The following is a 23,350-nucleotide window of genomic DNA, read 5'->3' on the forward strand; positions in this document are numbered from 1 at the left end:
CGGCGCTCGGATACTCTCTCCCCTGGCGGGACCCGAGCCGCCGCAGGGAGAGTGGTGGCGTGCCCAGGGACAGGACCGGCGTCGTCGTGCGGGCTCCCCGTCACAGTGCCGTCCCGCTCCCGCCCGCGGCGTCCCGCGCAGCCTCCTCGAGCGGCGTCCTCGCCGAGACCGGCCCCGTCGAGCCGACCGCCGTCGCACCCTCGCACCGCCGGCCGATGGGCGACTCCGGCCACGACCTCTTCCCCTTCGTGCTCGACGCGGCGGCCCTCGGCCGCGACGACGGTGCCGCGCTGCTCGAGCGCTACGCGGCGTGGGGCGGCAACGGCGTCGTCGTCACCGACTCGAGCGTCGCGGAGGGCGTCGGCGGCTGGCCCGCCGGACACCGCGACCGGGACCGCTTCCTCCTGATCGGCCGCTTCGCCGCTCCGGTCGGCGCCCCCGCGACGCCACGTGCGCTGGTGGACCGTGTCGAGGGGGCGCTGCGCCGCCTCCGCACCGATCGCCTCGATGTGCTGGCGGTCCGCCCCGACGGGGCCGGACGCCTCGACGAGCTCCTCAGCGCTGTCGACGTGCTGCTGGCGCGCGGGCTGGTGCGGTCGGTGGTCGCCTCCGGATTCTCCCCGGAGGAGCTGTTCGAGGCGCGCGTCCTGGCCGCCCACGGGCTGCCCCGCCTCGCCGGCGCGGAGGTCCGCTGGAACCTGCTCGAGCGGCCCGGCTCGGAGGGCGACCTCGGCCTCGTCGCCGCCGGCCAGGGACTCGCCCTGCTCGCGACCGTCCCCCTCGCCCACGGGTTCCTCCGCGGCGCCGAGCGCACCCGCCGCGAGCTCGGCCGCCTGCCCGACGGGGCACTCGCCGCCGCCCACCTCGGGCGCCGCGGACGCCGGGTCCTCGCCGTCCTCGACGCGATCGGCGCCGAGCTCTCGGCCGTTCCCGCCGCCGTCGCCCTGGCCTGGCTGCTCGGCCGGCCGCGCCTGACCGCCGCGACGGTCGCCCCGCGCTCGCCAGCCGACGTGGACGCGCTGGTGCGCGCGGTCTCGCTCGAGCTCGACCCCGGACACCTGGCCGCGCTGGAGCGCGCGCGCCGCTGACCGCGCCCGTCCGCGACGCCCCAGGCACCTCTCCCGCCACGGCGCGACAGCCCGGCTCGGGCCGCCGTCGCGGTGGCCTAGGGTGGGCACGATGAACCACGGAGTCGCACTGCCCCTCGACCAGCCGGAGACGTCAGTCCGGGCCGCAGGCGGATCCACGGTCCGCCGCTCCGTCCTCCCGAGCGGTGTCCGCATCCTCAGCGAATCGGTGCCCGGCGCCCGCAGCGCCACGATCGGCTTCTGGGTCGCCGCGGGTTCGCGCGACGAGCGGCCCGGCCGCCCCGCGACCGCGGGCGAGCCCGCCGTGCCCTCCAACGTCGGCTCGACGCACTTCCTCGAGCACCTGCTGTTCAAGGGCACGCAGAAGCGGTCCGCCCTCGACATCGCCGTGTCCTTCGACTCCGTGGGCGGGGAGCACAACGCTCTCACCGCCAAGGAGTACACCTGCTACTACGCCAAGATCCAGGACCGCGACCTCCCGATGGCGGTCGAGGTGATCGCCGACATGGTGACCTCGAGCCTGATCGATCCGGACGAGTTCGAGACCGAGCGCGGGGTCATCCTCGAGGAGCTGGCGATGGCGGACGACGATCCGGCCGACGTGGCGGGCGAGAAGCTGTTCGAGGCCGTGTTCGGCGACCACCCAATGGGCCGCCCGATCGGGGGCACCGCCGCGACCATCGGCGAGGCCACCCGGGACGCGGTCTGGGCGCACTACCGCGCCGCCTACCGCCCGCGAGACGTGGTGATCACCGTCGCCGGCGCCGTCGACCACGAGGCGCTCGTCGCGCTGCTCCAGCGGGTCCTCGTCGCCGACGGCTGGGACCTCGGCACGGCGGCCCCGCCCGTCGAGCGGCGCGTCGGCGGCCGTGCGTCCTACACCCGCGGCAGCGCCCTGTCGGTGGTGCACCGCCCCACCGAGCAGGCGAACCTGCTGGTCGGCTTCCCCGGTCTCGCCGCGGGCGACGAGCGGCGGATGACGATGGGCGTCCTCAACTCGATCCTCGGCGGCGGCATGTCCTCGCGGCTGTTCCAGGAGGTACGCGAGAAGCGCGGCCTGGCCTACTCCGTCTACTCCTTCGCCCCGTCCTACTCGGACGCGGGCCTCTTCGGGCTCTACGCCGCGTGCACCCCGGCGAAGGCGGGGACGGTCGCCGAGCTCCTGCTCACCGAGTTCCACCGCCTCGCCGAGGACGGCGTCACCGACGACGAGCTCGCCCGCGCCCGCGGCCAGCTCTCGGGAGCGGCGGCGCTCGCGCTGGAGGACTCCGACACCCGGATGTCGCGCCTCGGACGCGCCGAGCTGACCTTCGGCGAGTTCGTCGACCTCGACGAGAGCCTGCGCCGACTCGCCCTCGTCGGCGCGGAGGACGTCCAGGCACTCGCGGCAGACTTGGCCCGGGGGCCGTCGTCGATCTCGGCCGTCGGCGCGGTCGACGAGTCGGCCTTCGCCGGGATCGCCGGGATCGAGAGCGCCTCCGCGATCTGATCCGATCGTCGAACGCCCGCTGACCGCGCACCGCCGCGCCGCACCAGGGAGGACCCCGTGTCCCACTACATCTACCTCGTCCGCCACGGCGAGCAGCAGGACGCCGAGCACGGCATGCCGGACGGCCCGCTCTCGGCCCGTGGCGAGCGCCAGGCGAGGCTCATCGCCGAGCGGCTCGGCGGAGTCCCCTTCACCGGAGCGTGGCACTCGCCGCTGCGCCGGGCCGAGGAGACGGCCGCGCGCTTCCAGACGCTCCTGCCGAGCCTGCCGCTCCAGCCGTCCTCGCTGCTGTTCGACTGCATCCCCTCGGGGCCGACCCCGGACATGCCCAAGGCTTTCGAGCCCTTCTTCGGCAGCGTCACCGCGGCCGAGATCGAGGCGGGGCACGCGCAGATGCAGGACGCGGTGGCCGAGTTCCTGGCGCCGTCGCGCGAGGACCGCCACGACCTCCTCATCACCCACAACTTCGTGATCGGCTGGTTCGTCCGCCACGTGTTCGACGCTCCCGACTGGCGGTGGCTGGGCCTCAACCAGGCCAACTGCGGACTGACGATCATCCGCGTCCGCTCCCGCAAGCCGCCGGTGCTCGTCGTGCACAACGACCTCTCGCACCTGCCCGTGGAGCTGCGCACCGGCCTGCCCGAGGCCCAGCCGTACTGAGCCGCGGGCTACGCTGAGTCGGTGACTACCTCCGTCGCCGTGGTCGGCGCGTCCGGCCGACTCGGCTCGTTCACCTGCTCGCTCATCGAGGCGTCGAGCGAGTTCTCGCTCGTCGCGCGGCTCGGCTCGCGGAGCGATCCCGCCGAGATGCTCGCGGCCGACGTCGTCGTCGACATGACCGTGCCGGCCGTCAGCCAGCAGATCGTCGACTTCGCCGTGGCCAACGGGAGGAAGGTGCTCGTCGGCACCTCCGGCTGGACGGGCGACCGGATCGCGGCCCTCCGGCGCAGCGTCGCCGAGCAGCCCGAGGCCGGCGTCGTGATCATCCCCAACTTCTCGCTGGGCTCGGTGCTCGCGACCGCGCTGGCCACCGTGGCCGCGCGCTTCTTCGACGCCGCCGAGATCGTCGAGACCCACGGCGCCCGCAAGGTCGACTCGCCCTCCGGGACCGCGGTCCGCACGGCCGAGCTGCTGCTGCGCGCCCGGGCCGAGCTCGGTCCGGTGCAGGCTCCGCACACCGACCAGCGGGCCCGCGGCCAGCAGGTCGCGAGTGTCCCGGTCCACAGCCTCCGCCTGCCCGGAGTGGAGGCGCGCCAGGAGGTCGTCTTCGGCGGCACCGGCGAGACGGTCACCATCCGGCACGACACCACCTCGCAGGCGTCTTACGAGCAGGGCGTCCTGCGTGCTCTCGACGCGGTCCGGACGACCTCGGGCGTGGTAGTGGGCCTCGACGCGCTGATCGACCTGCGCGCCGCCTTCGACGCCGCGCCTCTCGCCGAGCGGCCGGTCGACGAGCAGCCCGTCGTCGACCGGGCTCCGTCCGGCCAGGCCGCCGCAGCGACGAGCACCCCGTGAGGACCCGCGTCGGCGTCGTCCTGATGGCGGTCCTGCTCGCCCTCTACCTGTTCGTCTGCCTGCAGTACTCCGTCGTCGCCTTCGCCGCGGCGACGGTGCCCGGCATCGTGATGGGCGTCGGCCTGCTGATCCTCGGCGCCGTCGGCGTCTGGGGGCTCGTGCGCGAGCTGCTGTTCGGGCTCCGCGCCGAGAAGCTGGCCCGTCGGCTGGAGGGCGAGAACGCGCTGCCGCAGGAGGTCCTCGACTCGCGGGCCAGCGGGCGTCCGCTCCGGGAGGAGGCGGACGCGCTGTTCCCGCGGTACGCGGAGGAGGTCGACAAGCAGCCCGGGAGCTGGCGCGCCTGGTACCGCCTCGGCCTCGCCTACGACGCCAGCGGCGACCGCAAGCGCGCCCGAGGCGCCATCCGCCGGGCCATCGCGCTGGAGCACGAGGCTCCGGCCTGACCGCTCGGCCGCGACCCGAGCGCGGCTCTCCGGGCGAGAACCGCTCGGGCGCCCGGGATCAGGCGAGCACCCAATCCAGCGCCGCGCCGACCGTGCGGTGGCGGAACTCGAAGCCGTCGTCGAGCAGCCGCTGGGGGACCAGGCGCTGGCTCGAGAGCAGGAGCTCGTGCCCGGCGTCGCGCAGCGCGAGCTCGATGATCTTTTCGGGGACGGCCAGCTTGAACGGGCGGTGCAGCTGCTCGGCGAGGGTGCGCATCACGTCGTTCGCGGTCGCCGGCACCGGTCCGGCGAGGTTCACCGGGCCCGAGAGCGAGGACGTGAGCAGGTGGCGGATCGCCGCGGCCTCGTCGTAGAGGCTGATCCAGGGCCAGGCCTGATTGCCGCTGCCGAGGGGTCCGCTGAGACCGAGCTTCGTCAGGGGCAGGAGCGGCTTGAGCGCGCCGCCGTCGCCGAGGACGAGCCCGGTGCGAGCGGTGACCACCCGCGTGGCCTCGGGCGCGAGGTGGGCGGCCTTCTCCCAGCGGTCGACGACATCGGCGAGGAATCCGTCGCCACGCGACGACTGCTCGGTGAGCTCCTCGCCCGGGCGGTCTCCGTAGTAGCCGACCGCGGAGGCGTTGATCAGCGTCGTCGGCGGGGTCGAGGACATCCGCATCGCGTCGGTGAGGGTCTGCGTGGACTGGATCCGCGAGTCGAGGATCTCCCGCTTGTAGGACGCGGTCCACGGCAGGCGGCTGATCGAGGCGCCGGAGAGGTTGATCACGGCGTCGACGCGGTCGAGCACGCTGAAGTCGAGCATGTGCGAGGTGGGCGCCCAGTGGAACTCGTCCGGGCTCGACGGCGCGTGGCGCACCAGGCGCAGGATCTCGTGCCCCTCGGCGCGCAGCTGGCGGGTCAGCTCGGAGCCGATCATCCCGCTGGCGCCCGAGATCAGGACGCGGAGCCGGGGAGCGGACGCGTCCGGCCGGGCCGACGGCAGCTCGGACGGCGTCGACACGTGCTCGCCCGGCGTGCGCGCGGCGCGCCGCGGCGAGCCGGAGTCCGTGGTCCCGTCGTGGTCGGAGTGCCGTGCGGATGAGTCGCTCATGGTGCCTCCCGGAGCCGGTCGCGGGCCGCCCGCGAAGCGGACCCAGCCTAGAGCCTCACGCCCGGGAGCCGGCCGAGCGCCCGACCAGGCCGGCCCGCGCGAGCACGAGGTAGAGCTCGCAGCCCAGGCAGAGGCCGAACACGGCGTTGAGGAAGGCGGCGAGGAAGGCGACGGCCGCGGCGACCGGAACCGATCCCGGGACGCCGGCGACGTGCAGGAGGACGCCGGCGCCGGTCACCACCAGGCCGATCAGCTGGGCGAAGCGCGGCGGGCGGGCGTCCTCCCACTCGCGCGGCGGTGCCAGGTGCGGCCGGACCACCCGGCGGAACAGCACCGCCCAGGGGCCGGAGCCGACGCCGCGCGCGGCCGACCAGGCGAAGAGGGCGGCGAGCGCGAGCAGCAGGAGGAAGCCGGGCTGGGAGAGCCGGCCGTCGAGGTCGGCCCGGGCCGCGGCCGCGAGCCCGAGGCCCACGGCCGTGAGGAGGAGTGCGGCGGTGACTCCGGCGGCGACCCTCGGGCCGCGGGGATCGACGGTGCCGGACGGGGGAGTGGCGCCGGTGGTGGAGGGGGAGCGGGTGCTCATCATGTCTCCTGGAGTCGGTCGAGCTCGATGGTCAGGGCGGCCCGGGTCGGAGCGCCGCCGACGCGGCTGCGCGGCACTCCGTCTCGATCGAGCAGGAGGAGCGTGGGCGTCTGCCGGACGCGGAAGCGCGCCGCGAGGTCGGGGCGGTGCGTCAGATCGACGTCGAGGTGCGCCAGCCCGGGCCGCTGCTGGGCGAGCTCCCCGAGCATCCGTCGCACTGCAGGTCACCGCGTGCAGACGTCGGTCGAGAACTGCACGACTGTGGCCCGGGTCCCGAGCACTGCGCCGGGGACGAGCTCGCCGGGGTCGATCGCGGGGTCCTGGCGCGAGGGGGCGCTCGCGACGCGCCCGGAGCGGGCCCGATGGACAGCCCCGAGGACGACGCCCAGCACGACGAGGCCGAGCAGTGCGGCGAGGATCGTCACGGGCTCCATCCGGGAAGCGTAGGTCGGCGCGGGCGCTCCGCGGACGACTGTTTCGGGATGTGACGACGGCCGCGGTCGGAGCGTGGTCTAGGTTCGATCCGTGACCGAACAGAGCAGCCTCAGCGCAGACCCGAGTAGTCCCGTCTTCCGCAGTGATGTCGTCGTCGAGCTGGTCCGCGCGAGCGCCCACGACTCCGACGTGCTGTTCGCGGCCCGCGTCTCGACCCAGGGCGAGAAGACGCTCGCCGAGGCGCTCGACGGCGAGGAGTCCGACGCCGAGCTGCAGCGCAAGCGCGACCGCGGACTGATCAACTACCTGATGCGCGACCGCCACGGCTCGCCGTTCGAGCACAACTCGATGACCTTCTACGTGCAGGCGCCGATCTTCGTCTTCCGCGAGTTCATGCGGCACCGCATCGCCTCCTACAACGAGGAGTCGGGCCGCTACCGCGAGCTCCGCCCGGTCTTCTACGTACCCGGTCCCCGCCGCAACCTCGTGCAGGTCGGCAAGCCCGGCGCCTACTCCTTCGAGCCGGGCACCCCCGAGCAGGCCGAGCTCGTCGCCGAGGAGACGCGCCGCGTCAGCACGCAGGCCTACGAGTCGTACCGGCGGATGCTCGGCGAGGGCGTCGCCCGCGAGGTCGCCCGGATCGTCCTCCCGCTGAACATCTACTCGTCGATGTACGTCACGCTCAACGCCCGCTCGCTGATGAACTTCCTCTCCCTGCGCACCAAGCGCGAGGACTCGACGTTCCCCTCCTTCCCGCAGCGCGAGATCGAGATGGCGGCCGAGCAGATGGAGACGCACTTCCAGGAGCTGATGCCCCTCACGGCCGCCGCCTTCACAGCGAACGGCCGCGTCGCTCCGTAGCCCGCCGCCCGGCGAGGACGAGCGGACCGTCCCGCCCGATCCGCCTGCTGCCGTCCGCGCGGGCGGCTCCGGGAACCTCCTCCCGGCGGCGCGGCGGCGACCCGCTACCCTGGCAGCGTGTCAACTCCGGAGAATCCCTTCGGCCAGGTCCTGGTCGCCCTGGTCACCCCGTTCACCGCCGACGGCGAGGTCGACTGGCCCGGTGTCGAGAAGCACATCGACGACTGCATCGCAGCGGGCGCGGACGGCATCGTGGTCACCGGGACCACGGGTGAGACCAGCACCCTGACCGACCCGGAGAAGATCCGCCTCGTCGAGGTCGGCCGCTCGGTCGCCGGAGGCCGCGCGAAGATCATCACGGGAGGCGGCTCGAACGAGACCGCCCACGCCATGCAGCTCGCCCGTCAGAGCGAGAAGGCCGGCGCCGACGGCAACATGATCGTCACCCCGTACTACAACAAGCCCACGCAGGCGGGCGTGCTCACCCACTTCCGGATGATCGCCGACGCGACGGACCTGCCGGTCATCCTCTACGACATCCCCGGCCGCACCGGCGTGCCGATCCGCTACGAGACGATCCTGCGGGCGGCCAAGCACCCGAACATCCTGGCCGTGAAGGACGCGAAGGGCGATCTCTCCGAGGTCAGCCGCGTGCTCAACCAGACCGACCTGATGTACTTCTGCGGCGACGACGCGAACGTGCTCCCCGAGCTCGCCATCGGCGCCACGGGGCTCATCGGCGTCACCGCGAACATCGCCGCCGCGCCGTACCGCACGATCGTCGACGCGGTGAACGCGGGCGACCTCCACGCGGCCACCCGCGCGCACCAGCAGCTCGAGCCGCTTGTGCGCGCCGTGATGACGCACGTCCCCGGGACCGTCGCCGCGAAGTACATCCTGCACGGCCTCGGCCGCATCTCCTCGCCGCGCGTGCGGCTGCCCCTGGTCGGCCCGGAGGAGTCGGAGGCGGCGCTCATCGAGGACGAGCTCGGCCTGGTCCGCGACATCCCGGGCGTCGACTTCCGCAACTTCCGGCCCGACCGCAACGCCGCGGCCGGCGGCGCCCTCCCGAAGGTCGCCGGCACCACCCGCTGAGCCCGAGCGGCACGTCCCGAGAAAGCACCGCTGGAGAAGGAGGGCGCATGCCCGGTCCCGTGATCATCCCCGCCCCGCTCGCTCCGGGAACGCTCCGGATCATCCCCCTCGGCGGCCTCGGCGAGATCGGCCGCAACATGACCGTCTTCGAGATCGACGGCAGGCTCCTGGTCGTCGACTGCGGCGTGCTCTTCCCGGAGGAGGACCAGCCGGGCGTCGACCTGATCCTCCCGGACTTCACGCCCATCCGGGACAGGCTCGACGACATCGTCGGAGTGGTCCTCACCCACGGCCACGAGGACCACATCGGCGCCGTCCCCTACCTGCTCCGCCTGAAGCGCGACATCCCGCTGATCGGGTCCACCCTCACGCTCGCCCTCGTCGAGGCGAAGCTCAAGGAGCACCGGATCACGCCGTACACGCTCACGGTGAAGGAGGGCGACGTCGAGAACCTCGGGCCCTTCGAGCTCGAGTTCGTCGCCGTGAACCACTCGATCCCGGACGCGCTGGCCGTGTCGATCGTCACCGACGCCGGCTCGGTGCTGCACACCGGCGACTTCAAGATGGACCAGCTGCCGCTCGACGGCCGGATCACCGACCTGCGCGCCTTCGCCCGCCTCGGCGAGGAGGGCGTCGACCTGTTCATGGTCGACTCCACCAACGCCGACGTCCCCGGCTTCACGCCGAGCGAGCGCGACATCGGCCCGGTCATCGAGAGCGTCATGGCCAGGGCGACCCGCCGCGTCATCGTCGCGAGCTTCTCCAGCCACGTGCACCGGGTGCAGCAGGTGCTCGACGCGGCCCACGCCACGGGCCGCCGCGTGGCGCTGCTCGGCCGCTCCATGGTCCGCAACATGCGCATCGCCGCGGATCTCGGCTACCTGCACGTCCCTCCGGGAGTCCTGGTCGACATGAAGAAGTCGGGCGACGTCCCCGAGGACAGGATCGTCTACATGTCCACCGGGTCGCAGGGCGAGCCGATGGCCGTCCTCAGCCGGATGGCCAACCTCGATCACCAGATCGAGCCGGGGGAGGGCGACACCGTGATCCTCGCCTCCAGTCTCATCCCCGGCAACGAGAACGCGGTGTACCGGGTCATCAACGGGCTCACGCGGCTCGGAGCGACCGTCGTGCACAAGGGCAACGCGAAGGTGCACGTGTCCGGGCACGCCGCGGCCGGCGAGCTCCTCTACTGCTACAACATCCTCAAGCCGCTGAACGTGATGCCGGTGCACGGCGAGTACCGGCACCTGGTCGCGAACGCGCAGCTCGCGCGTGAGACCGGGATCGCGGAGGAGAACACGATCATCGCCGAGGACGGCACCGTGATCGACCTGCTCGACGGCAGGGCGACCGTCGTCGGACGGCTCGACCTGGGGTTCGTCTACGTCGACGGATCGTCGGTGGGCGAGATCACCGACGCCGACCTCAAGGACCGGCGGATCCTCGGCGAGGAGGGCTTCATCTCGATCATCGTGGTGGTCGAGGCGGGCACGGGGCGGATCGTCGTCGGCCCCGAGATCCACGCGAAGGGCTTCGCGGAGGACGACAGCGTCTTCGACGAGGTCAAGCCGCGGATCGCGGCCGCGCTCGAGGAGGCGGTGCGGAACGGGGCGAGCGATCAGCACGCGCTCTCGCAGGCCGTCCGTCGCGTCGTCGGCCGCTGGGTCAACACCTCCTACCGCCGCCGGCCCATGATCGTGCCGCTCGTCATCGAGGCCTGAGCCTCCCGGCCGGCGGCGGATCGGCGCCTGCCGTCGCGGCGCGGGTCACCGGCCCTGACGGGGGCGGCAGGTACGGTGGCCTCATGGCGACCAGTACCAAGACGACCTCGCGCGGGCGCGGCAGCGCGACTCCGCGCTCCGGCGCGCCGCGATCCGGCCGGGGCTCGGGCAAGGCGGCCGCCGAGACGAAGACGGTGGCCTTCGAGTCCGCCCCGCGCACCAACCCCGCCGTGCGGCTCTGGATGGCGCTGGCCCACCTCGCGGGCGGCGCAGCGCGCGCCCTCGGTCCCGAGCGGCTGGCGAAGGAGGAGCGCCGCGACGGCGTCCCCTTCCTGCTGCTGCTGCTGGCCGTCGCGGGCGCGGTCGTCGAGTGGTTCCTCGCGACCGACCCGGTCGCCCTGGTGCTCGACGCGTGGAGCTTCGGCGGCTTCTTCGGCCGGGTCGCCTACGTGCTGCCGGTCGTCCTTCTCCTCTTCTCCCTCTGGCTCTTCCGGCACCCCCGGTCCGTCGACGACAACGGGCGGATGGGCGTGGGCGTCATCACGCTGCTCGTCGCCTCCGCCGGCATCTGCCACGCGCACCTCGGCCTGCCGCAGCCCGGCCAGGGAATCGAGACCATGGCGGCAGCGGGAGGCGTCCTCGGCTGGCTGGTGGGCGCCCCGCTCGTGGCGATCGCCACCGTCCCCGGCGCGACCGTGCTGCTGTCGCTCGTGATCCTGCTGTCGCTGTTCATCATCACCAAGACCCCGCCGAACCGCATCGGCGCGCGCTCGCGGGAGCTCTACGGCTACCTCTTCGGCGCCCCCGTGCTCGACGACGAGGAGCGCGCCCGCCTCAAGGCCGAGCGGGCCGCCGCCAAGGCCGCGGCGAAGGCGGAGGCCGAGCAGGAGGAGGACGCGCAGCAGGACGGCGGAGAGCTGCCCTGGTGGCGGCGCACCGAGTCCGGGCGCGAGGACGAGCCGACCGTGCAGACCGAGCTCCCGATCGACTCCTTCACCGAGGTGCTCGAGGGCACCGCTCCCGCCCGCGGCCGCGCGAAGGGCTTCGACACCGCGCTCGAGGAGCGCGACGACGAGGCCCACCCGCCGACCCGCTCCTACGCCACCGAGGTGCTGGCCGAGGCCGAGACCGCCGAGGCCGCGCTCGCCCGCTTCGAGCAGACGGGCGCTCCCCGCGGCGCGACCGGTGTGGTCGACGACGACGCGACCGAGGTCATCCGGCTCGACCGCCTCGATGTGGCGCCCGCCGTCCCGATCCCGCCCGTCATCGAGACCGGCCCGATCGCGCCCCTCGCCGAGGAGGATCCGACCGCCGGCTTCGACTCCTCGTTCGAGGACGACGCGCCGTACCGCCTCCCCTCGGCGGCCGCCCTCTCGACGGGCACGCCCTCCAAGGCGCGCTCGGCGGCCAACGACGAGATGGTCCGCGCCATCACCGAGGTGCTGCAGCAGTTCAACGTGGATGCGACGGTCACCGGCTTCTCCCGCGGCCCGACCGTCACCCGCTACGAGATCGAGCTCGGCCCCGGCGTCAAGGTCGAGCGCGTCACCGCGCTCAGCAAGAACCTCTCCTACGCCGTCGCCAGCAACGAGGTCCGGATCCTCTCCCCGATCCCGGGCAAGAGCGCGATCGGCGTCGAGATCCCCAACACGGACCGCGAGATCGTCTCGCTGGGCGACGTCCTCCGCTCGCCGGCCTCGACGACGTCCACGCACCCGATGACCATCGGCGTCGGCAAGGACGTCGAGGGCGGCTACGTCGTGGCGAACCTCGCCAAGATGCCGCACCTCCTGGTCGCCGGCTCCACCGGCTCCGGCAAGTCCAGCTTCGTCAACTCGATGATCACGAGCCTGCTGATGCGCGCGCGCCCGCAGGACGTGCGGATGGTCCTGATCGACCCCAAGCGCGTGGAGCTCACCATCTACGGCGGAGTGCCGCACCTGATCACTCCGATCATCACGAACCCCAAGAAGGCCGCCGAGGCGCTGCAGTGGGTCGTGAAGGAGATGGACATGCGCTACGACGACCTGGCTTCGTTCGGGTTCCGTCACATCGACGACTTCAACGCGGCCGTCCGCGCGGACGAGATCACGCTCCCGGCGGGCAGCAGCCGCGTCCTCAAGCCGTACCCGTACCTCCTCGTGGTGGTCGACGAGCTCGCCGACCTGATGATGGTCGCCCCGCGCGACGTCGAGGACTCGATCGTGCGGATCACCCAGCTCGCGCGCGCCTCGGGCATCCACCTCGTGCTTGCCACGCAGCGGCCGAGCGTCGACGTGGTGACCGGCCTCATCAAGGCGAACGTGCCCAGCCGCCTCGCCTTCGCGGTGACCAGCGTGACGGACTCGCGGGTCATCCTCGACCAGCCGGGAGCCGACAAGCTCATCGGGCAGGGCGACGGCCTCTTCCTCCCCATGGGCACCAACAAGCCGATGCGCGTCCAGGGCGCCTGGGTCCGCGAGGACGAGATCGCGAAGGTCGTCGAGCACGTCACCCGTCAGGCGCAGCCCGAGTACCGCCAGGACATCACCGTGCAGGCGCAGCGCAAGGAGATCGACTCCGACATCGGGGACGACCTCGAGCTGCTGGTCGCGGCGGCCGAGCTCGTCGTCAGCACGCAGTTCGGCTCGACCTCGATGCTGCAGCGCAAGCTCCGCGTCGGCTTCGCCAAGGCCGGCCGGCTGATGGACCTGCTCGAGTCGCGCGAGGTCGTCGGCCCCTCCGAGGGGTCGAAGGCTCGCGACGTGCTGGTCACCGCCGAGCAGCTGCCGGGCGTCCTCGCGCGGATGCGCGGCGAGGACCCGGGCGAGGGGCCGGCCGCGCCGTCCTCGGTCGCCCCGGACCCGTACGCGGATCCGCTGGCCGAGCCGACCGGGCCCGCCGCCACCGACTACCACGACGACGACGAGGGGTCCGGCGAGGACGCCTGGACGCTGACGGGACGCGAGTGACCGTCCCGGTCGCCCGCACTGCGAGGAACGGCGGAGCACGATGACGAACCCCACCGCACCGGCTCCGGCCGCGTCGGGCAACTGGAACCTGCCGAACGCGATCACGGTCCTCCGGATCCTGCTGGCGCCCGTCTTCTTCTGGCTCCTGCTGGCCGACGGGGGGCAGGACAGCGGGATCCGGATCGCCGCGGCGCTCCTCTTCATCGTCGCGATCGCCACGGACGGCATCGACGGGCACATCGCCCGGAGCCGGGGCCTCGTGACCGATCTCGGCAAGCTCCTGGATCCGATCGCCGACAAGGTGCTGACCGGTGCGGCGCTCGTCGGGCTCTCGATCCTCGCGGAGCTGCCGTGGTGGGTGACGATCGTCATCCTGGTGCGCGAGATCGGCATCACCGTCTTCCGGATGGCCGTGCTCTCGGACCGGGTGATCCCGGCGTCACGGGGCGGCAAGCTCAAGACGATCGTGCAGTCGATCGCGATCTCCCTCGCTCTGCTGCCGCTCTGGGCCGTCCTCGGCGAGTGGGTCCACTGGCTGAACGGGATCACGATGACGGCCGCGGTGGTGCTCACGGTCGCCACCGGGATCGACTACCTCGCCGACGCCGCCCGCCAGAGCCGGGCCGCCCGGTCCACGCGGTGACGGCCGCGCAGCTGATCGCCGAGCTCCGGCGGCGGGGTGTCGACCTCGCCGTCGCGGAGTCGCTCACCGGCGGCGCGCTCAGCTCCGCCCTCGTGGAGGTGCCCGGCGCCTCCGCCGTGTACCGCGGGGGAGTGGTGAGCTATGCCACCGACCTCAAGGACCGGCTCCTCGGGGTCGACGCGCGCGTCCTCGGCGAGCGGGGTCCCGTCGATCCCGGGGTTGCCGTGCAGATGGCGCGCGGAGCGTCCTCGCGGCTCGCAGCCGACGGGCGTCCGACGCTCGGCCTGGCGACGACGGGGGTCGCCGGTCCGGATCCGCAGGGGGATGCGGCCGTCGGCACCGTCTTCGTGGCGGCCGTCCTCGGCGAAGACGAGCTGGTCCGCGAGCACCGGTTCGACGGCGACCGCGCCGCGATCCGCGCCGCCTCGGTCGACGCGGCCCTCGCCCTCGGTGCGGAGCTGATCTCCCGCGGCGCATGAGGCGGATACCCAGCGAGGGCCCTCCGGGAATCGGAATGCGCCGCATTGCGGCCCGGTTACAACTGGTGTCGCTCACACGCAAAGTCCAGTCATCCGGTATTAGAGTCGACACCATACGAACCGGGTAGTGAACAGCTATCCGGTTCTCTTGTCCCAGCCCCCCGATCATCCGCTCCGGAATCTCCGGCGCTCGTGTTCGCGGTGCAGGTGCACGACATGCGGTTGACGTGGAGAAGGAGGGTCCAGTGGTTCTAGTTCGTCAGGAGATCGGCGATGTCCTCAGGGACTTTCGCCTGCAGAAAGGTCGTACGCTCCGTCAGGTGGCGAGCAAGGCGAGCGTTGCGCTCGGCTACCTGAGCGAGGTCGAACGCGGTCAGAAGGAGGCCTCCTCGGAGATCCTCGCCTCTGTCGCCGACGCCCTCGACACCCCCATCTCGGTGATCATGCGCGAGGTCGGCGATCGTCTCGCCGTCATCGAGGGCATCGACACCATCCCCGACACCATCCCGGCCGACATGGTCGCCGGCTTCGACGCGGACCTCGTCACGCAGTAGTCGGATTCCGTCCCCTCCACTCACCGCACCCGTTCCACGCGAAGGGCGCCCAGGCTCCGGCCGGGCGCCCTTCGGCGTTCCCGGGGAGTGCGGCCTCCGGGCAGCGGCTACCGTGGACGCATGCGCTTGAGCGAGTTCCGGCAGCTGGTGGACGACGAGTTCGGCGGCGCGTACGCCCGTGTCCTGGTCTCGGACCTCGTGCTGACCGAGCTCGGGGGCCGCACCGCCGAGCGCGCCCTCGCGGACGGAGCGGAGCCGCGCGAGGTCTGGCTCGCCCTCTGCCGCGCCAACGACGTCCCGGAGGCCCGCTGGCACGGCGTGGATGCGCGGAAGCGCCACCGCTGACGCTCCCGTCGCCGAAGCCGTGTTCGACACGCCGAAGGCTCTTGCTCGAATCCGTGTTCGAACGGGTCTAGGCTCCTCCACAGAAGCAGGATCGGCCCCGTCTCCACGGAGTCGCTCTCGCTCGGCCCCGATGTCGGTGGTCGGGCGTACCGTCGGAGACACCTGAACGGACCTGCTTCACCGCCTTGTCGCAGCCGGCCGGCACTGTCACTCCGACAGCCGCCAGCATGTCGCGACAGCCTGTAGGCGACACCACCACGAACACGAGAGCGAGACGGCCATGCCCAGTTCCTCCGACCGCGAGAAGTCCCTCGAGACCGCACTCGCCCAGATCGACCGCCAGTTCGGCAAGGGCGCCGTCATGCGCCTCGGAAGCGACGACCGCGCTCCCGTCGAGGTGATCCAGACCGGTTCGATCGCGCTCGACGTCGCGCTCGGGATCGGCGGGCTCCCGCGTGGCCGCATCGTCGAGATCTACGGCCCCGAGTCCTCCGGAAAGACCACCCTCACGTTGCACGCGATCGCGAACGCGCAGCGCAACGGCGGCATCGCCGCCTTCATCGACGCGGAGCACGCGCTCGACCCCGAGTACGCCAAGAAGCTCGGCGTCGACATCGACTCCCTCCTCGTGTCGCAGCCCGACACCGGAGAGCAGGCGCTCGAGATCGCCGACATGCTCGTGCGCTCGGGCTCGATCGACCTCATCGTGATCGACTCCGTCGCGGCCCTCGTGCCGCGTGCCGAGATCGAGGGCGAGATGGGCGACTCCCACGTCGGCCTGCAGGCGCGCCTCATGTCCCAGGCGCTGCGCAAGCTGACCGGCGGACTGAACACCACGAACACCACGATGATCTTCATCAACCAGCTGCGCGAGAAGATCGGCGTCTTCTTCGGAAGCCCCGAGACCACGGCGGGCGGCAAGGCGCTCAAGTTCTACGCGTCGGTCCGCCTCGACATCCGCCGCATCGAGACGCTGAAGGACGGCACCGACGCGGTCGGCAACCGCACCCGCGTCAAGGTCGTGAAGAACAAGATGGCCCCGCCCTTCAAGCAGGCCGAGTTCGACATCCTCTACGGCGTCGGCATCTCCCGCGAGGGCAGCCTGATCGACTTCGGTGTCGAGCACGAGATCGTCCGCAAGTCGGGCGCCTGGTACACCTACGACGGCGACCAGCTCGGCCAGGGCAAGGAGAAGGCGCGCCAGTTCCTCATCGACAACCCCGATGTGGCCGCCGAGATCGAGAAGCGCATCCTGGTCAAGCTCGGCGTGATCGTCGACCCGAACGCGGCCGTCGAGGCCGCGCCGGTCGCGATCGAGACCAAGCAGCCCGTGCGCAAGGGCGCCTAGCCCGTGGCGGAGAAGGCCGCGGAGGGGGCGAAGGGCCGCCCCGTGGCCTTCCTGCCCTGGGTCGACCGGGGTGCGGCGGGCGACGAGGGCTGGGCTCCGGCGGCGCCGGACGCCGACGGGGCCGGGTCGCTTCCGGATCCGTCCGGAGCAGGAACGCCGCGTACCAGTGCTCCCGGGGCGGCCGCAGGCGAGTTGGAAGGCTCCGCCGTCGGGGGCGCCGCGTCTCCGGCCTCCGAGCGGATCGCCGAGCTCTCGGCTCATGTCGCCCGGCGCGCGCCGGCGTTCGTCGAGAACGCGGAGGACGAGGACGACGACGACGCGATCGAGATCCCGGAGGAGATCGATCCCGAGCAGGTCGCGGATCGGATCGTACGGGGGCTCTCCCGCAAGAGCCTCTCGGTCGCCGAGGTCGAGGCGCGCCTCTACACGGAGGGCGTCGCCGAGAAGGACGCCCTCGAGATCCTCGAGCGCTTCACGCGCTTCGGCTACCTCGACGACCTCCGCATGGCGGAGCAGCTGGTCGTCTCGCTCCGTGACCGCAAGAAGCTCGGCCGCTCCTCCATCCAGCAGGAGCTGCGCGCGCGGAAGATCGACCCCGAGGCGATCGCGTCAGCGCTCGACGAGCTGGACGGCGACGACGAGTACCGCACGGCGCTCGAGCTCGCGCGCAAGCGCCTGCCGAGCCTGCGCTCGCTCTCCGACGAGGTCGCCGAGCGCCGGCTCACGGGATTCCTCGCGCGCCGCGGCTACGCCGGCGGACTCGTGCAGCGCGTCGTCCGCGAGACGATCCGCAAGCCGGGGTCGAGCGTCCGCTTCCGCTGACACGGCGGGCCGGGAGCGGTCCGACCGGAGCGTAGAATCCCACACCATGAGCACGCTCGGTACCGCCCCGTCGCCCGTCGCCGAGACCCGGCCGAGGACCTACGAGGTCCGTACGTTCGGGTGCCAGATGAACGTGCACGACTCCGAGCGGCTGAGCGGTTCGCTCGAGGCGGCGGGCTACGTGTCCGCCGATGGAGCCGAGGCCGACGTCGTCGTGATCAACACCTGCGCGGTGCGCGAGAACGCCGACAACAAGCTCTACGGCAACCTCGGCCACCTCGCGTCGGTGAAGCGCCGACACGAGGGGATGCAGATCGCGGTCGGCGGCTGTCTCGCGCAGAAGGACAAGAACGTCATCCTCGACCGTGCCCCGTGGGTCGACGTGGTCTTCGGCACGCACAACATGGGCGCCCTCCCGAGCCTGCTCGAGCGCGCCCGCCACAACGACGAGGCGCAGCTCGAGATCCTCGAATCGCTCGATGTCTTCCCCTCCACGCTCCCCACGAAGCGCGACTCGACCTACAGCGGCTGGGTCTCGATCTCGGTCGGCTGCAACAACACCTGCACCTTCTGCATCGTCCCCTCGCTCCGCGGCAAGGAGAAGGACCGGCGCCCCGGCGACGTGCTCGCCGAGATCCAGGCGCTCGTGGACGACGGCGCGATCGAGGTCACCCTTCTCGGCCAGAACGTGAACTCCTACGGCGTCGAGTTCGGCGATCGCCAGGCGTTCTCGAAGCTGCTCCGCGCGGCGGGCACCATCGACGGGCTCGAGCGGATCCGCTTCACGAGCCCCCATCCCGCGGCCTTCACCGACGACGTGATCGACGCCATGGCCGAGACGCCGGCGGTGATGCCGCAGTTGCACATGCCGCTCCAGTCCGGCTCCGACCGCGTCCTCAAAGCGATGCGCCGCTCCTACCGCTCCGAGAAGTTCCTCGGGATCCTCGACCGGGTGCGCGATCGCATCCCGCACGCGGCGATCAGCACCGACATCATCGTTGGCTTCCCCGGCGAGACGGAGGCCGACTTCCAGGAGACCCTGCGGGTGGTCGAGGCGGCCCGCTTCGCCTCCGCCTTCACCTTCCAGTACTCCGTCCGGCCCGGCACCCCGGCCGCGACGCTGCCCGACCAGATCCCCAAGGCGGTCGTCCAGGAGCGCTACGAGCGGCTCGTCGCCCTGCAGGACGCGATCAGCGAGCAGGAGAATCGCACGGTCGTCGGCCGAGAGGTCGAGGTCCTCGTCGCGACCGGCGAGGGCCGCCGCGACACGGAGACGCACCGGCTGAGCGGACGCGCCGAGGACAGCCGTCTGGTGCACTTCGACGTGCCCGAGGGCTCCGAGCAGCCGCGTCCCGGAGACGTGGTCTCCGTCCGGGTCACCCGTGCCGCCCCCTTCTACCTCCTGGCGGATTCGCCCGACGGCGCGCCGCTCCGCATCCGCCGCACCCGCGCGGGCGACGCCTGGGACCGGGCGCAGACCGAGTCCTGCGGAGTTCCGGCCGCCCCGGGCGCGAGCGGGGCGCCCCGGGTCTCGCTGGGCCTGCCGTCGCTGCGCGTGCGCGACGCCGGCACGCTGACGACGCCGATCTACGACGCCCTCGATGGCGAGCGCTGAGACCGGAGCCCCCGATACCGCGCCGGAGCTCATCGCGGTCGTCGGCGCGACCGGCACGGGCAAGTCCGACCTCTCGCTCGAGCTCGCCGAGGCGATCCGGCAGGACGGCGGCGCCGCTGAGATCGTGAACGCCGACGCGATGCAGCTCTACCGCGGGATGGACATCGGCACCGCGAAGCTGCCCGCCGACGAGCGTCGGGGCGTCCCGCACCACCTGCTCGACGTCCTCGACGTGACGGAGGAGGCGTCGGTCGCCCGCTACCAGAGCGAGGCGCGGCGCGTGATCGAGAGCGTGCTGGCGCGCGGGGCGACGCCGATCCTCGTCGGGGGCTCCGGTCTGTACGTCTCCAGCGTCGTCTTCGAGTTCTCGTTCGCGGGCACCGACCCGGCCGTCCGGCGCCGGCTCGAGGAGACCGCCGAGCGGGAGGGCCTGGGCGCCCTCGTCGAGCGGTTGCGCCGGATCGACGCCGGAGTGGCCGAGCGGATCGGTCCGCACAACGCCCGGCGCATCGTCCGCGCGCTCGAGATCGCGGAGCTCACCGGCGGGAGCACGCACAGCGCGCTGATGTCCGACGAGCCGGTTCGGTGGCGCCCCGCCTCGATCCTGTTCCTCGAGGCTCCGCGGGAGGAGCTGGTGCAGCGCCTCGACCGGCGGGTGGAGCGGATGTGGGCGGCCGGGATGCTCGACGAGGTCGAGCGGCTCGTCCCCCTCGGCCTGGAGCGCGGCGTCACAGCCGGGCGGGCCATCGGGTACGCCCAGGCGCTCGCCCAGCGTGCCGGCGTCCTCCGCGAGGAGGAGGCGATCGCGGCGACGCAGGCGCTCACGCGCCGCTACGCACGTCGGCAGAACAGCTGGTTCCGGCGCTACGCCGGCGCCCACCGGCTCCCGTACGACGCGCCGGACCTGGTGTCGCGGGCGCACGCCGCCGCCCAGGCCGCCGCTCCCGCTCCTCGCTAGGCTGTGCGCCATGACGATCGAGCTGCACTTCACCAAGGGCCAGGGCACCGGCAACGACTTCGTGCTCTTCAGCGACCCGGACGGTGAGGTCGACCTCTCGCCCGCGCAGATCGCGATGATCTGCGACCGCCACTTCGGCGTCGGCGCCGACGGCGTCATCCGTGCCGTCCGCTCCCGCGCGATCCCGGAGGGCGCCGCGGCTCTGGCCGAGGAGAGCGAGGCGGAGTGGTTCATGGACTACCGCAACGCCGACGGCTCGATCGCCGAGATGTGCGGCAACGGCATCCGCGTCTACGCCGCGTTCCTGCTCGCGGGCGGCCTCGCGGCGCTCGAGCCCGGCGACACCCTGCCGATCGGCACCCGCGCCGGCGTCCGCGACGTCACCCGCAGCGGTGCCGGGTTCCAGGTCGACCTCGGCCGCTGGGAGCTGGCGGGCGGCGAGCCCCTGGTGCGGGCGAAGGAGCTCAAGGTCGCGCGCCCCGGTCTCGGGATCGACCTCGGCAATCCGCACGTGGTCGTCGCCCTCAGCAACGACGAGGAGCTCGACTCCGCCGACCTCTCCTACATCCCGCAGCTCGACCCGGAGCCCGAGGACGGCGCGAACGTCGAGTTCGTGGTTCCCGGCGAGCCCCTGGTCCACGACGGGATCGGGCGGATCCGGATGCGCGTGCACGAGCGCGGCAGCGGCGAGACCCTGAGCTGCGGCACGGGTGCCGCGGCGGCGGCACTGGCGGTGCGCTACTGGGCGGGAGCGCGCGCTCCGCAGGCCTGGCGCGTGGAGGTCCCGGGCGGCACGCTCGGCGTGACGATGTTCGCGGCGGAGGAGGGCGAGCACGTCGGGCTCTCCGGCCCGGCCGACCTCGTCTTCACCGGGACGATCCGGATCGACTGAGGACCCGGTCAGGCCCGGCGGGTCGTCCGGAGCACGCGGAAGCCCTTCGCCGAGGAGACGCGCTCCACGTCGAGCCACCCGGCGAACGCGGCGCCGAGCCAGGTCTGGAGCGAGTCGGAGCCGAGGTTGCGCTGCACGACGAGCCAGGCGTCCGCGCCCTCCTCGAGCCGCGGCAGCCAGCGTTCGAGCAGGAGGTGCAGCTCCTCCTTGCCGATGCGGATCGGCGGGTTCGACCACACGGTGCGGAAGCGGACGTCGTCGGGAACATCCTCGGGCAGCACGGCGTTGACATTGAGGACGCCGAGTTCCTCGCAGTTGCGACGGACCAGCTCGAGCGCCCGCTGGTTGACGTCGACCGCCCACACCCGGGCGTCGGGGGAGGCGAGGGCGAGCGCGAGGGCGACCGGGCCCCAGCCGCAGCCGAGGTCCAGCAGGTCCCCGTCAGCGGGGGCGTCGGGCACCGCGTCCAGCAGGACGCGCGTGCCGAGATCGACGTGACCGGGGCTGAACACCCCTCCTGCCGTCGTGACCTCGAGGTCGCGGCCGGCCAGGCGGGCCTGGATCCTGCGGGGCCGGAGGTCGCCGTCGGGAGTACTCGAGAAGTAGTGCTCGGCGGCCATGAGAAGTGAACCTATCAAGACCTGAGGAGTTAGTGTTATCCGGATGACGGAAGACCTGAACGAGACCGACACGACCGAGGCCGTGGACGTCGTCTCGAGGGTCCTGGCGAACGCGCAGTCGCGTTCGGCAGGGTACTCGCGCTTCGTCGCGGGTGGAGCCCAGGCGCTGCAGAGCGCCGGCCACGAGGGCGAGAACAGCGACGGCGAGCAGTTCGACCGCGACGACCGGCAGGCGCTGCGACGCGTCGCCGGCCTCTCGACCGAGCTCGAGGACGTCACGGAGGTCGAGTACCGCCAGCTGCGCCTGGAGAACGTCGTGCTCATCGGCGTGTACTCGCAGAATTCGCTGGAGGACGCGGAGAACTCGCTGCACGAGCTCGCCGCGCTCGCGGAGACGGCGGGAGCGACGGTCCTCGACGGCCTGCTCCAGCGCCGCCCGCACCCCGATCCGAGCACCTACCTCGGCAAGGGCAAGGCCCAGGAGCTCGCGGGGCTCGTCGCGGCCCTCGGCGCGGACACGGTCGTCGCCGACACCGAGCTCGCACCGAGCCAGCGGCGTGCGCTGGAGGACGTGGTGAAGGTCAAGGTGATCGACCGCACCGCGGTGATCCTCGACATCTTCAGCCAGCACGCGAAGAGCCGCGAGGGCAAGGCGCAGGTCGAGCTCGCGCAGCTCGAGTACCTGCTCCCGCGACTGCGCGGCTGGGGCGAGTCCATGTCCCGCCAGGCTGGCGGACAGGTGGGCGCGGGAGCCGGAATGGGCTCGCGCGGTCCGGGTGAGACGAAGATCGAGCTCGATCGTCGCCGCATCCACACCCGCATGGCGCGCCTGCGCAAGCAGATCACGGCGATGAAGCCCGCCCGCGAGGCCAAGCGCGCGAACCGCAAGCGCAACGCCGTCCCCTCGGTGGCGATCGCGGGGTACACGAACGCCGGCAAGTCGAGCCTGCTGAACCGGATGACGCACGCGGGCGTCCTCGTCGAGAACTCGCTCTTCGCGACCCTCGACGCCACCGTCCGCAAGGCCCAGACGAAGGACGGGCGCCTCTACACGCTCGCCGACACGGTCGGCTTCGTCCGAGCGCTTCCGCACCAGCTCGTCGAGGCCTTCCGGTCGACGCTCGAGGAGGTCGCGGACTCCGATGTGATCGTCCACGTCGTGGACGCCTCCCACCCCGATCCGGCCGGGCAGATCGCCACCGTGCGCGACGTGATCGGCGAGGTGGGCGCCCGCAGCATCCCCGAGATCATCGCCTTCAACAAGGCCGATCTGGTGGACGAGGGCACGCGGCTGGTGCTGCGCGGTCTCGCTCCCGACGCGGTCTTCGTGTCGGCGCGCAGCGGCGAGGGCATCGACGAGCTGGAGGCGCGGATCGCCGAGATCCTGCCCGAGCCGGACGTCGAGATCGACCTGCTCGTGCCCTACGACCGGGGCGACGTGATCTCGCATCTGCACCGCAGCGGCCGGATCCTGTCGACGCAGTACGTCGAGGGCGGCACCCACGTGGTCGCCCTCGTGCACGCCGACCTGGCGGGCTCGCTCACCGAGTTCGCGGTTCCGCGCGCGGCCGTCCAGGCCTGATCGCCACCACCCGAGCGCCCGTCTCCCCGTCCGGGAGGCGGGCGCTCGGCGCATCCGGGAGGGGGTGCGGCGTCCCGCACCATCGACCCGCTCCGGCGGCCGGAGGGTTCGGCGATCTCGTGTCGGCGGCCCTCCTCCGCCTTCCCGTGACCGCGACGGAGGGGCGCGCGCCCCGATCGCCGGTGCCCGTCGAACGCAGGAGGGGCCCGGCCGGCTGCACG

24 protein-coding genes are annotated in these 23,350 nt (G+C 72.5%); 19 read left to right on the forward strand and 5 right to left on the reverse strand.

Annotated elements, in window-relative coordinates; all coding sequences use genetic code 11:
- The first annotated feature begins 59 nt into the window (after nucleotides 1-59).
- The 5 genes from C5C82_RS03000 to C5C82_RS03020 all read left to right on the forward strand — a co-directional run bounded on the left by C5C82_RS03000 (nucleotide 60) and on the right by C5C82_RS03020 (nucleotide 4,535).
- Nucleotides 60-1,088 (forward strand): aldo/keto reductase, encoded by a 1,029-nt coding sequence (locus tag C5C82_RS03000; RefSeq protein ID WP_146078453.1) that lies wholly within the window; start codon nucleotides 60-62, stop codon nucleotides 1,086-1,088.
- A 91-nt stretch (nucleotides 1,089-1,179) separates the two neighbouring features.
- Complete coding sequence (locus C5C82_RS03005; RefSeq protein ID WP_104295211.1) at nucleotides 1,180-2,577, forward strand: pitrilysin family protein; 1,398 nt, start codon at nucleotides 1,180-1,182, stop codon at nucleotides 2,575-2,577.
- Nucleotides 2,578-2,634: 57 nt separating this feature from the next.
- Nucleotides 2,635-3,237 carry a histidine phosphatase family protein gene (locus tag C5C82_RS03010; RefSeq protein WP_104224462.1) on the forward strand — a complete coding sequence of 201 codons (603 nt, stop codon included), beginning with the start codon at nucleotides 2,635-2,637 and terminating at the stop codon, nucleotides 3,235-3,237.
- A 21-nt stretch (nucleotides 3,238-3,258) separates the two neighbouring features.
- On the forward strand, nucleotides 3,259-4,092 hold the full coding sequence (gene dapB, locus C5C82_RS03015; protein WP_104295172.1) for a 4-hydroxy-tetrahydrodipicolinate reductase: 834 nt from the start codon (nucleotides 3,259-3,261) through the stop codon (nucleotides 4,090-4,092).
- Entirely contained in the window at nucleotides 4,089-4,535 is a 447-nt protein-coding gene (locus C5C82_RS03020; protein ID WP_104295171.1) for a tetratricopeptide repeat protein, read from the forward strand. Before dapB ends, C5C82_RS03020 begins: the two co-directional genes overlap by 4 nt.
- Before the next feature lie 58 nt (nucleotides 4,536-4,593).
- On the opposite strand, the gene C5C82_RS03025 is transcribed toward C5C82_RS03020, so the two are convergent.
- Genes C5C82_RS03025 through C5C82_RS17930 form a run of 4 tightly spaced genes read right to left on the reverse strand, consistent with a single transcriptional unit; the run spans nucleotide 4,594 to nucleotide 6,639 of the window.
- A complete protein-coding gene (locus C5C82_RS03025) occupies nucleotides 4,594-5,622 on the reverse strand; it encodes a TIGR01777 family oxidoreductase (protein WP_104295170.1) in 1,029 nt (342 codons plus the stop codon).
- Nucleotides 5,623-5,677: 55 nt separating this feature from the next.
- Nucleotides 5,678-6,205 (reverse strand): DUF4395 domain-containing protein, encoded by a 528-nt coding sequence (locus C5C82_RS03030; RefSeq protein ID WP_104233265.1) that lies wholly within the window; start codon nucleotides 6,203-6,205, stop codon nucleotides 5,678-5,680.
- Entirely contained in the window at nucleotides 6,205-6,414 is a 210-nt protein-coding gene (locus C5C82_RS17925) for a thioredoxin family protein (protein WP_258062853.1), read from the reverse strand. The genes C5C82_RS03030 and C5C82_RS17925 overlap by 1 nt, the downstream gene beginning before the upstream one ends.
- A 15-nt stretch (nucleotides 6,415-6,429) precedes the next feature.
- Nucleotides 6,430-6,639, reverse strand: a complete 210-nt coding sequence (locus tag C5C82_RS17930) for a hypothetical protein (protein WP_258062852.1) — start codon at nucleotides 6,637-6,639, stop codon at nucleotides 6,430-6,432.
- Between the two features lie 91 nt (nucleotides 6,640-6,730).
- On the opposite strand from C5C82_RS17930, the gene thyX reads away from it, so the two are divergent.
- From thyX to dapF, 13 genes are all read left to right on the forward strand, one after another.
- Nucleotides 6,731-7,501 carry an FAD-dependent thymidylate synthase gene (gene thyX / locus C5C82_RS03040; RefSeq protein ID WP_104224468.1) on the forward strand — a complete coding sequence of 257 codons (771 nt, stop codon included), beginning with the start codon at nucleotides 6,731-6,733 and terminating at the stop codon, nucleotides 7,499-7,501.
- 117 nt (nucleotides 7,502-7,618) lie between these two features.
- Nucleotides 7,619-8,596 carry a 4-hydroxy-tetrahydrodipicolinate synthase gene (gene dapA / locus C5C82_RS03045; protein ID WP_104224469.1) on the forward strand — a complete coding sequence of 326 codons (978 nt, stop codon included), beginning with the start codon at nucleotides 7,619-7,621 and terminating at the stop codon, nucleotides 8,594-8,596.
- Between the two features lie 47 nt (nucleotides 8,597-8,643).
- On the forward strand, nucleotides 8,644-10,320 hold the full coding sequence (locus C5C82_RS03050; protein ID WP_104224470.1) for a ribonuclease J: 1,677 nt from the start codon (nucleotides 8,644-8,646) through the stop codon (nucleotides 10,318-10,320).
- Between the two features lie 83 nt (nucleotides 10,321-10,403).
- Nucleotides 10,404-13,271, forward strand: coding sequence for a DNA translocase FtsK (locus C5C82_RS03055; protein ID WP_104295169.1), 2,868 nt, complete (start codon nucleotides 10,404-10,406; stop codon nucleotides 13,269-13,271).
- A 40-nt stretch (nucleotides 13,272-13,311) separates the two neighbouring features.
- The gene (gene pgsA, locus C5C82_RS03060) at nucleotides 13,312-13,914 is read left to right on the forward strand and encodes a CDP-diacylglycerol--glycerol-3-phosphate 3-phosphatidyltransferase (protein WP_104295168.1); all 603 of its coding nucleotides are present in this window, start codon (nucleotides 13,312-13,314) and stop codon (nucleotides 13,912-13,914) included.
- Complete coding sequence (locus C5C82_RS03065; RefSeq protein ID WP_104224473.1) at nucleotides 13,911-14,393, forward strand: CinA family protein; 483 nt, start codon at nucleotides 13,911-13,913, stop codon at nucleotides 14,391-14,393. The genes pgsA and C5C82_RS03065 overlap by 4 nt, the downstream gene beginning before the upstream one ends.
- A 245-nt stretch (nucleotides 14,394-14,638) precedes the next feature.
- Nucleotides 14,639-14,947, forward strand: a complete 309-nt coding sequence (locus C5C82_RS03070) for a helix-turn-helix domain-containing protein (RefSeq protein WP_068207524.1) — start codon at nucleotides 14,639-14,641, stop codon at nucleotides 14,945-14,947.
- A gap of 120 nt (nucleotides 14,948-15,067) precedes the next feature.
- Nucleotides 15,068-15,292: a DUF3046 domain-containing protein gene (locus tag C5C82_RS03075; protein WP_104295167.1), complete on the forward strand. Its 225-nt coding sequence runs from the start codon at nucleotides 15,068-15,070 to the stop codon at nucleotides 15,290-15,292.
- A gap of 280 nt (nucleotides 15,293-15,572) precedes the next feature.
- Complete coding sequence (gene recA / locus C5C82_RS03080; RefSeq protein ID WP_104224475.1) at nucleotides 15,573-16,640, forward strand: recombinase RecA; 1,068 nt, start codon at nucleotides 15,573-15,575, stop codon at nucleotides 16,638-16,640.
- A gap of 42 nt (nucleotides 16,641-16,682) precedes the next feature.
- Nucleotides 16,683-17,462 (forward strand): regulatory protein RecX, encoded by a 780-nt coding sequence (locus C5C82_RS03085; RefSeq protein WP_181072750.1) that lies wholly within the window; start codon nucleotides 16,683-16,685, stop codon nucleotides 17,460-17,462.
- 46 nt (nucleotides 17,463-17,508) lie between these two features.
- Nucleotides 17,509-19,077: a tRNA (N6-isopentenyl adenosine(37)-C2)-methylthiotransferase MiaB gene (gene miaB / locus C5C82_RS03090; protein ID WP_104224477.1), complete on the forward strand. Its 1,569-nt coding sequence runs from the start codon at nucleotides 17,509-17,511 to the stop codon at nucleotides 19,075-19,077.
- On the forward strand, nucleotides 19,064-20,035 hold the full coding sequence (gene miaA / locus C5C82_RS03095) for a tRNA (adenosine(37)-N6)-dimethylallyltransferase MiaA (RefSeq protein WP_104233272.1): 972 nt from the start codon (nucleotides 19,064-19,066) through the stop codon (nucleotides 20,033-20,035). The genes miaB and miaA overlap by 14 nt, the downstream gene beginning before the upstream one ends.
- 10 nt (nucleotides 20,036-20,045) lie before the next feature.
- Entirely contained in the window at nucleotides 20,046-20,927 is an 882-nt protein-coding gene (gene dapF, locus C5C82_RS03100) for a diaminopimelate epimerase (protein ID WP_104226308.1), read from the forward strand.
- An 8-nt stretch (nucleotides 20,928-20,935) separates the two neighbouring features.
- On the opposite strand, the gene C5C82_RS03105 is transcribed toward dapF, so the two are convergent.
- Complete coding sequence (locus C5C82_RS03105; RefSeq protein WP_104233274.1) at nucleotides 20,936-21,547, reverse strand: class I SAM-dependent methyltransferase; 612 nt, start codon at nucleotides 21,545-21,547, stop codon at nucleotides 20,936-20,938.
- A 43-nt stretch (nucleotides 21,548-21,590) separates the two neighbouring features.
- Here C5C82_RS03105 and hflX point away from each other — a divergent pair, with 43 nt between their 5' ends.
- Nucleotides 21,591-23,129: a GTPase HflX gene (gene hflX, locus C5C82_RS03110; RefSeq protein ID WP_104224481.1), complete on the forward strand. Its 1,539-nt coding sequence runs from the start codon at nucleotides 21,591-21,593 to the stop codon at nucleotides 23,127-23,129.
- Nucleotides 23,130-23,350: the final 221 nt, after the last annotated feature.

The organism is Rathayibacter sp. AY1D5 (assembly GCF_002932515.1).
Lineage (GTDB): Bacteria > Actinomycetota > Actinomycetes > Actinomycetales > Microbacteriaceae > Rathayibacter.

Coding starts and splice junctions, on each gene's coding strand:
- C5C82_RS03105 (WP_104233274.1), bottom strand. CDS start 21,547: ATGGCCGCCGAGCACTACTTCTCGAGTACTCCCGACGGCGACCTCCGG.
- C5C82_RS03050 (WP_104224470.1), top strand. CDS start 8,644: ATGCCCGGTCCCGTGATCATCCCCGCCCCGCTCGCTCCGGGAACGCTC.
- C5C82_RS03025 (WP_104295170.1), bottom strand. CDS start 5,622: ATGAGCGACTCATCCGCACGGCACTCCGACCACGACGGGACCACGGAC.
- C5C82_RS03075 (WP_104295167.1), top strand. CDS start 15,068: ATGCGCTTGAGCGAGTTCCGGCAGCTGGTGGACGACGAGTTCGGCGGC.
- C5C82_RS03030 (WP_104233265.1), bottom strand. CDS start 6,205: ATGAGCACCCGCTCCCCCTCCACCACCGGCGCCACTCCCCCGTCCGGC.
- dapF (WP_104226308.1), top strand. CDS start 20,046: ATGACGATCGAGCTGCACTTCACCAAGGGCCAGGGCACCGGCAACGAC.
- miaA (WP_104233272.1), top strand. CDS start 19,064: ATGGCGAGCGCTGAGACCGGAGCCCCCGATACCGCGCCGGAGCTCATC.
- C5C82_RS17930 (WP_258062852.1), bottom strand. CDS start 6,639: ATGGAGCCCGTGACGATCCTCGCCGCACTGCTCGGCCTCGTCGTGCTG.
- C5C82_RS03005 (WP_104295211.1), top strand. CDS start 1,180: ATGAACCACGGAGTCGCACTGCCCCTCGACCAGCCGGAGACGTCAGTC.
- recA (WP_104224475.1), top strand. CDS start 15,573: ATGCCCAGTTCCTCCGACCGCGAGAAGTCCCTCGAGACCGCACTCGCC.
- hflX (WP_104224481.1), top strand. CDS start 21,591: ATGACGGAAGACCTGAACGAGACCGACACGACCGAGGCCGTGGACGTC.
- C5C82_RS17925 (WP_258062853.1), bottom strand. CDS start 6,414: ATGCTCGGGGAGCTCGCCCAGCAGCGGCCCGGGCTGGCGCACCTCGAC.
- C5C82_RS03055 (WP_104295169.1), top strand. CDS start 10,404: ATGGCGACCAGTACCAAGACGACCTCGCGCGGGCGCGGCAGCGCGACT.
- pgsA (WP_104295168.1), top strand. CDS start 13,312: ATGACGAACCCCACCGCACCGGCTCCGGCCGCGTCGGGCAACTGGAAC.
- miaB (WP_104224477.1), top strand. CDS start 17,509: ATGAGCACGCTCGGTACCGCCCCGTCGCCCGTCGCCGAGACCCGGCCG.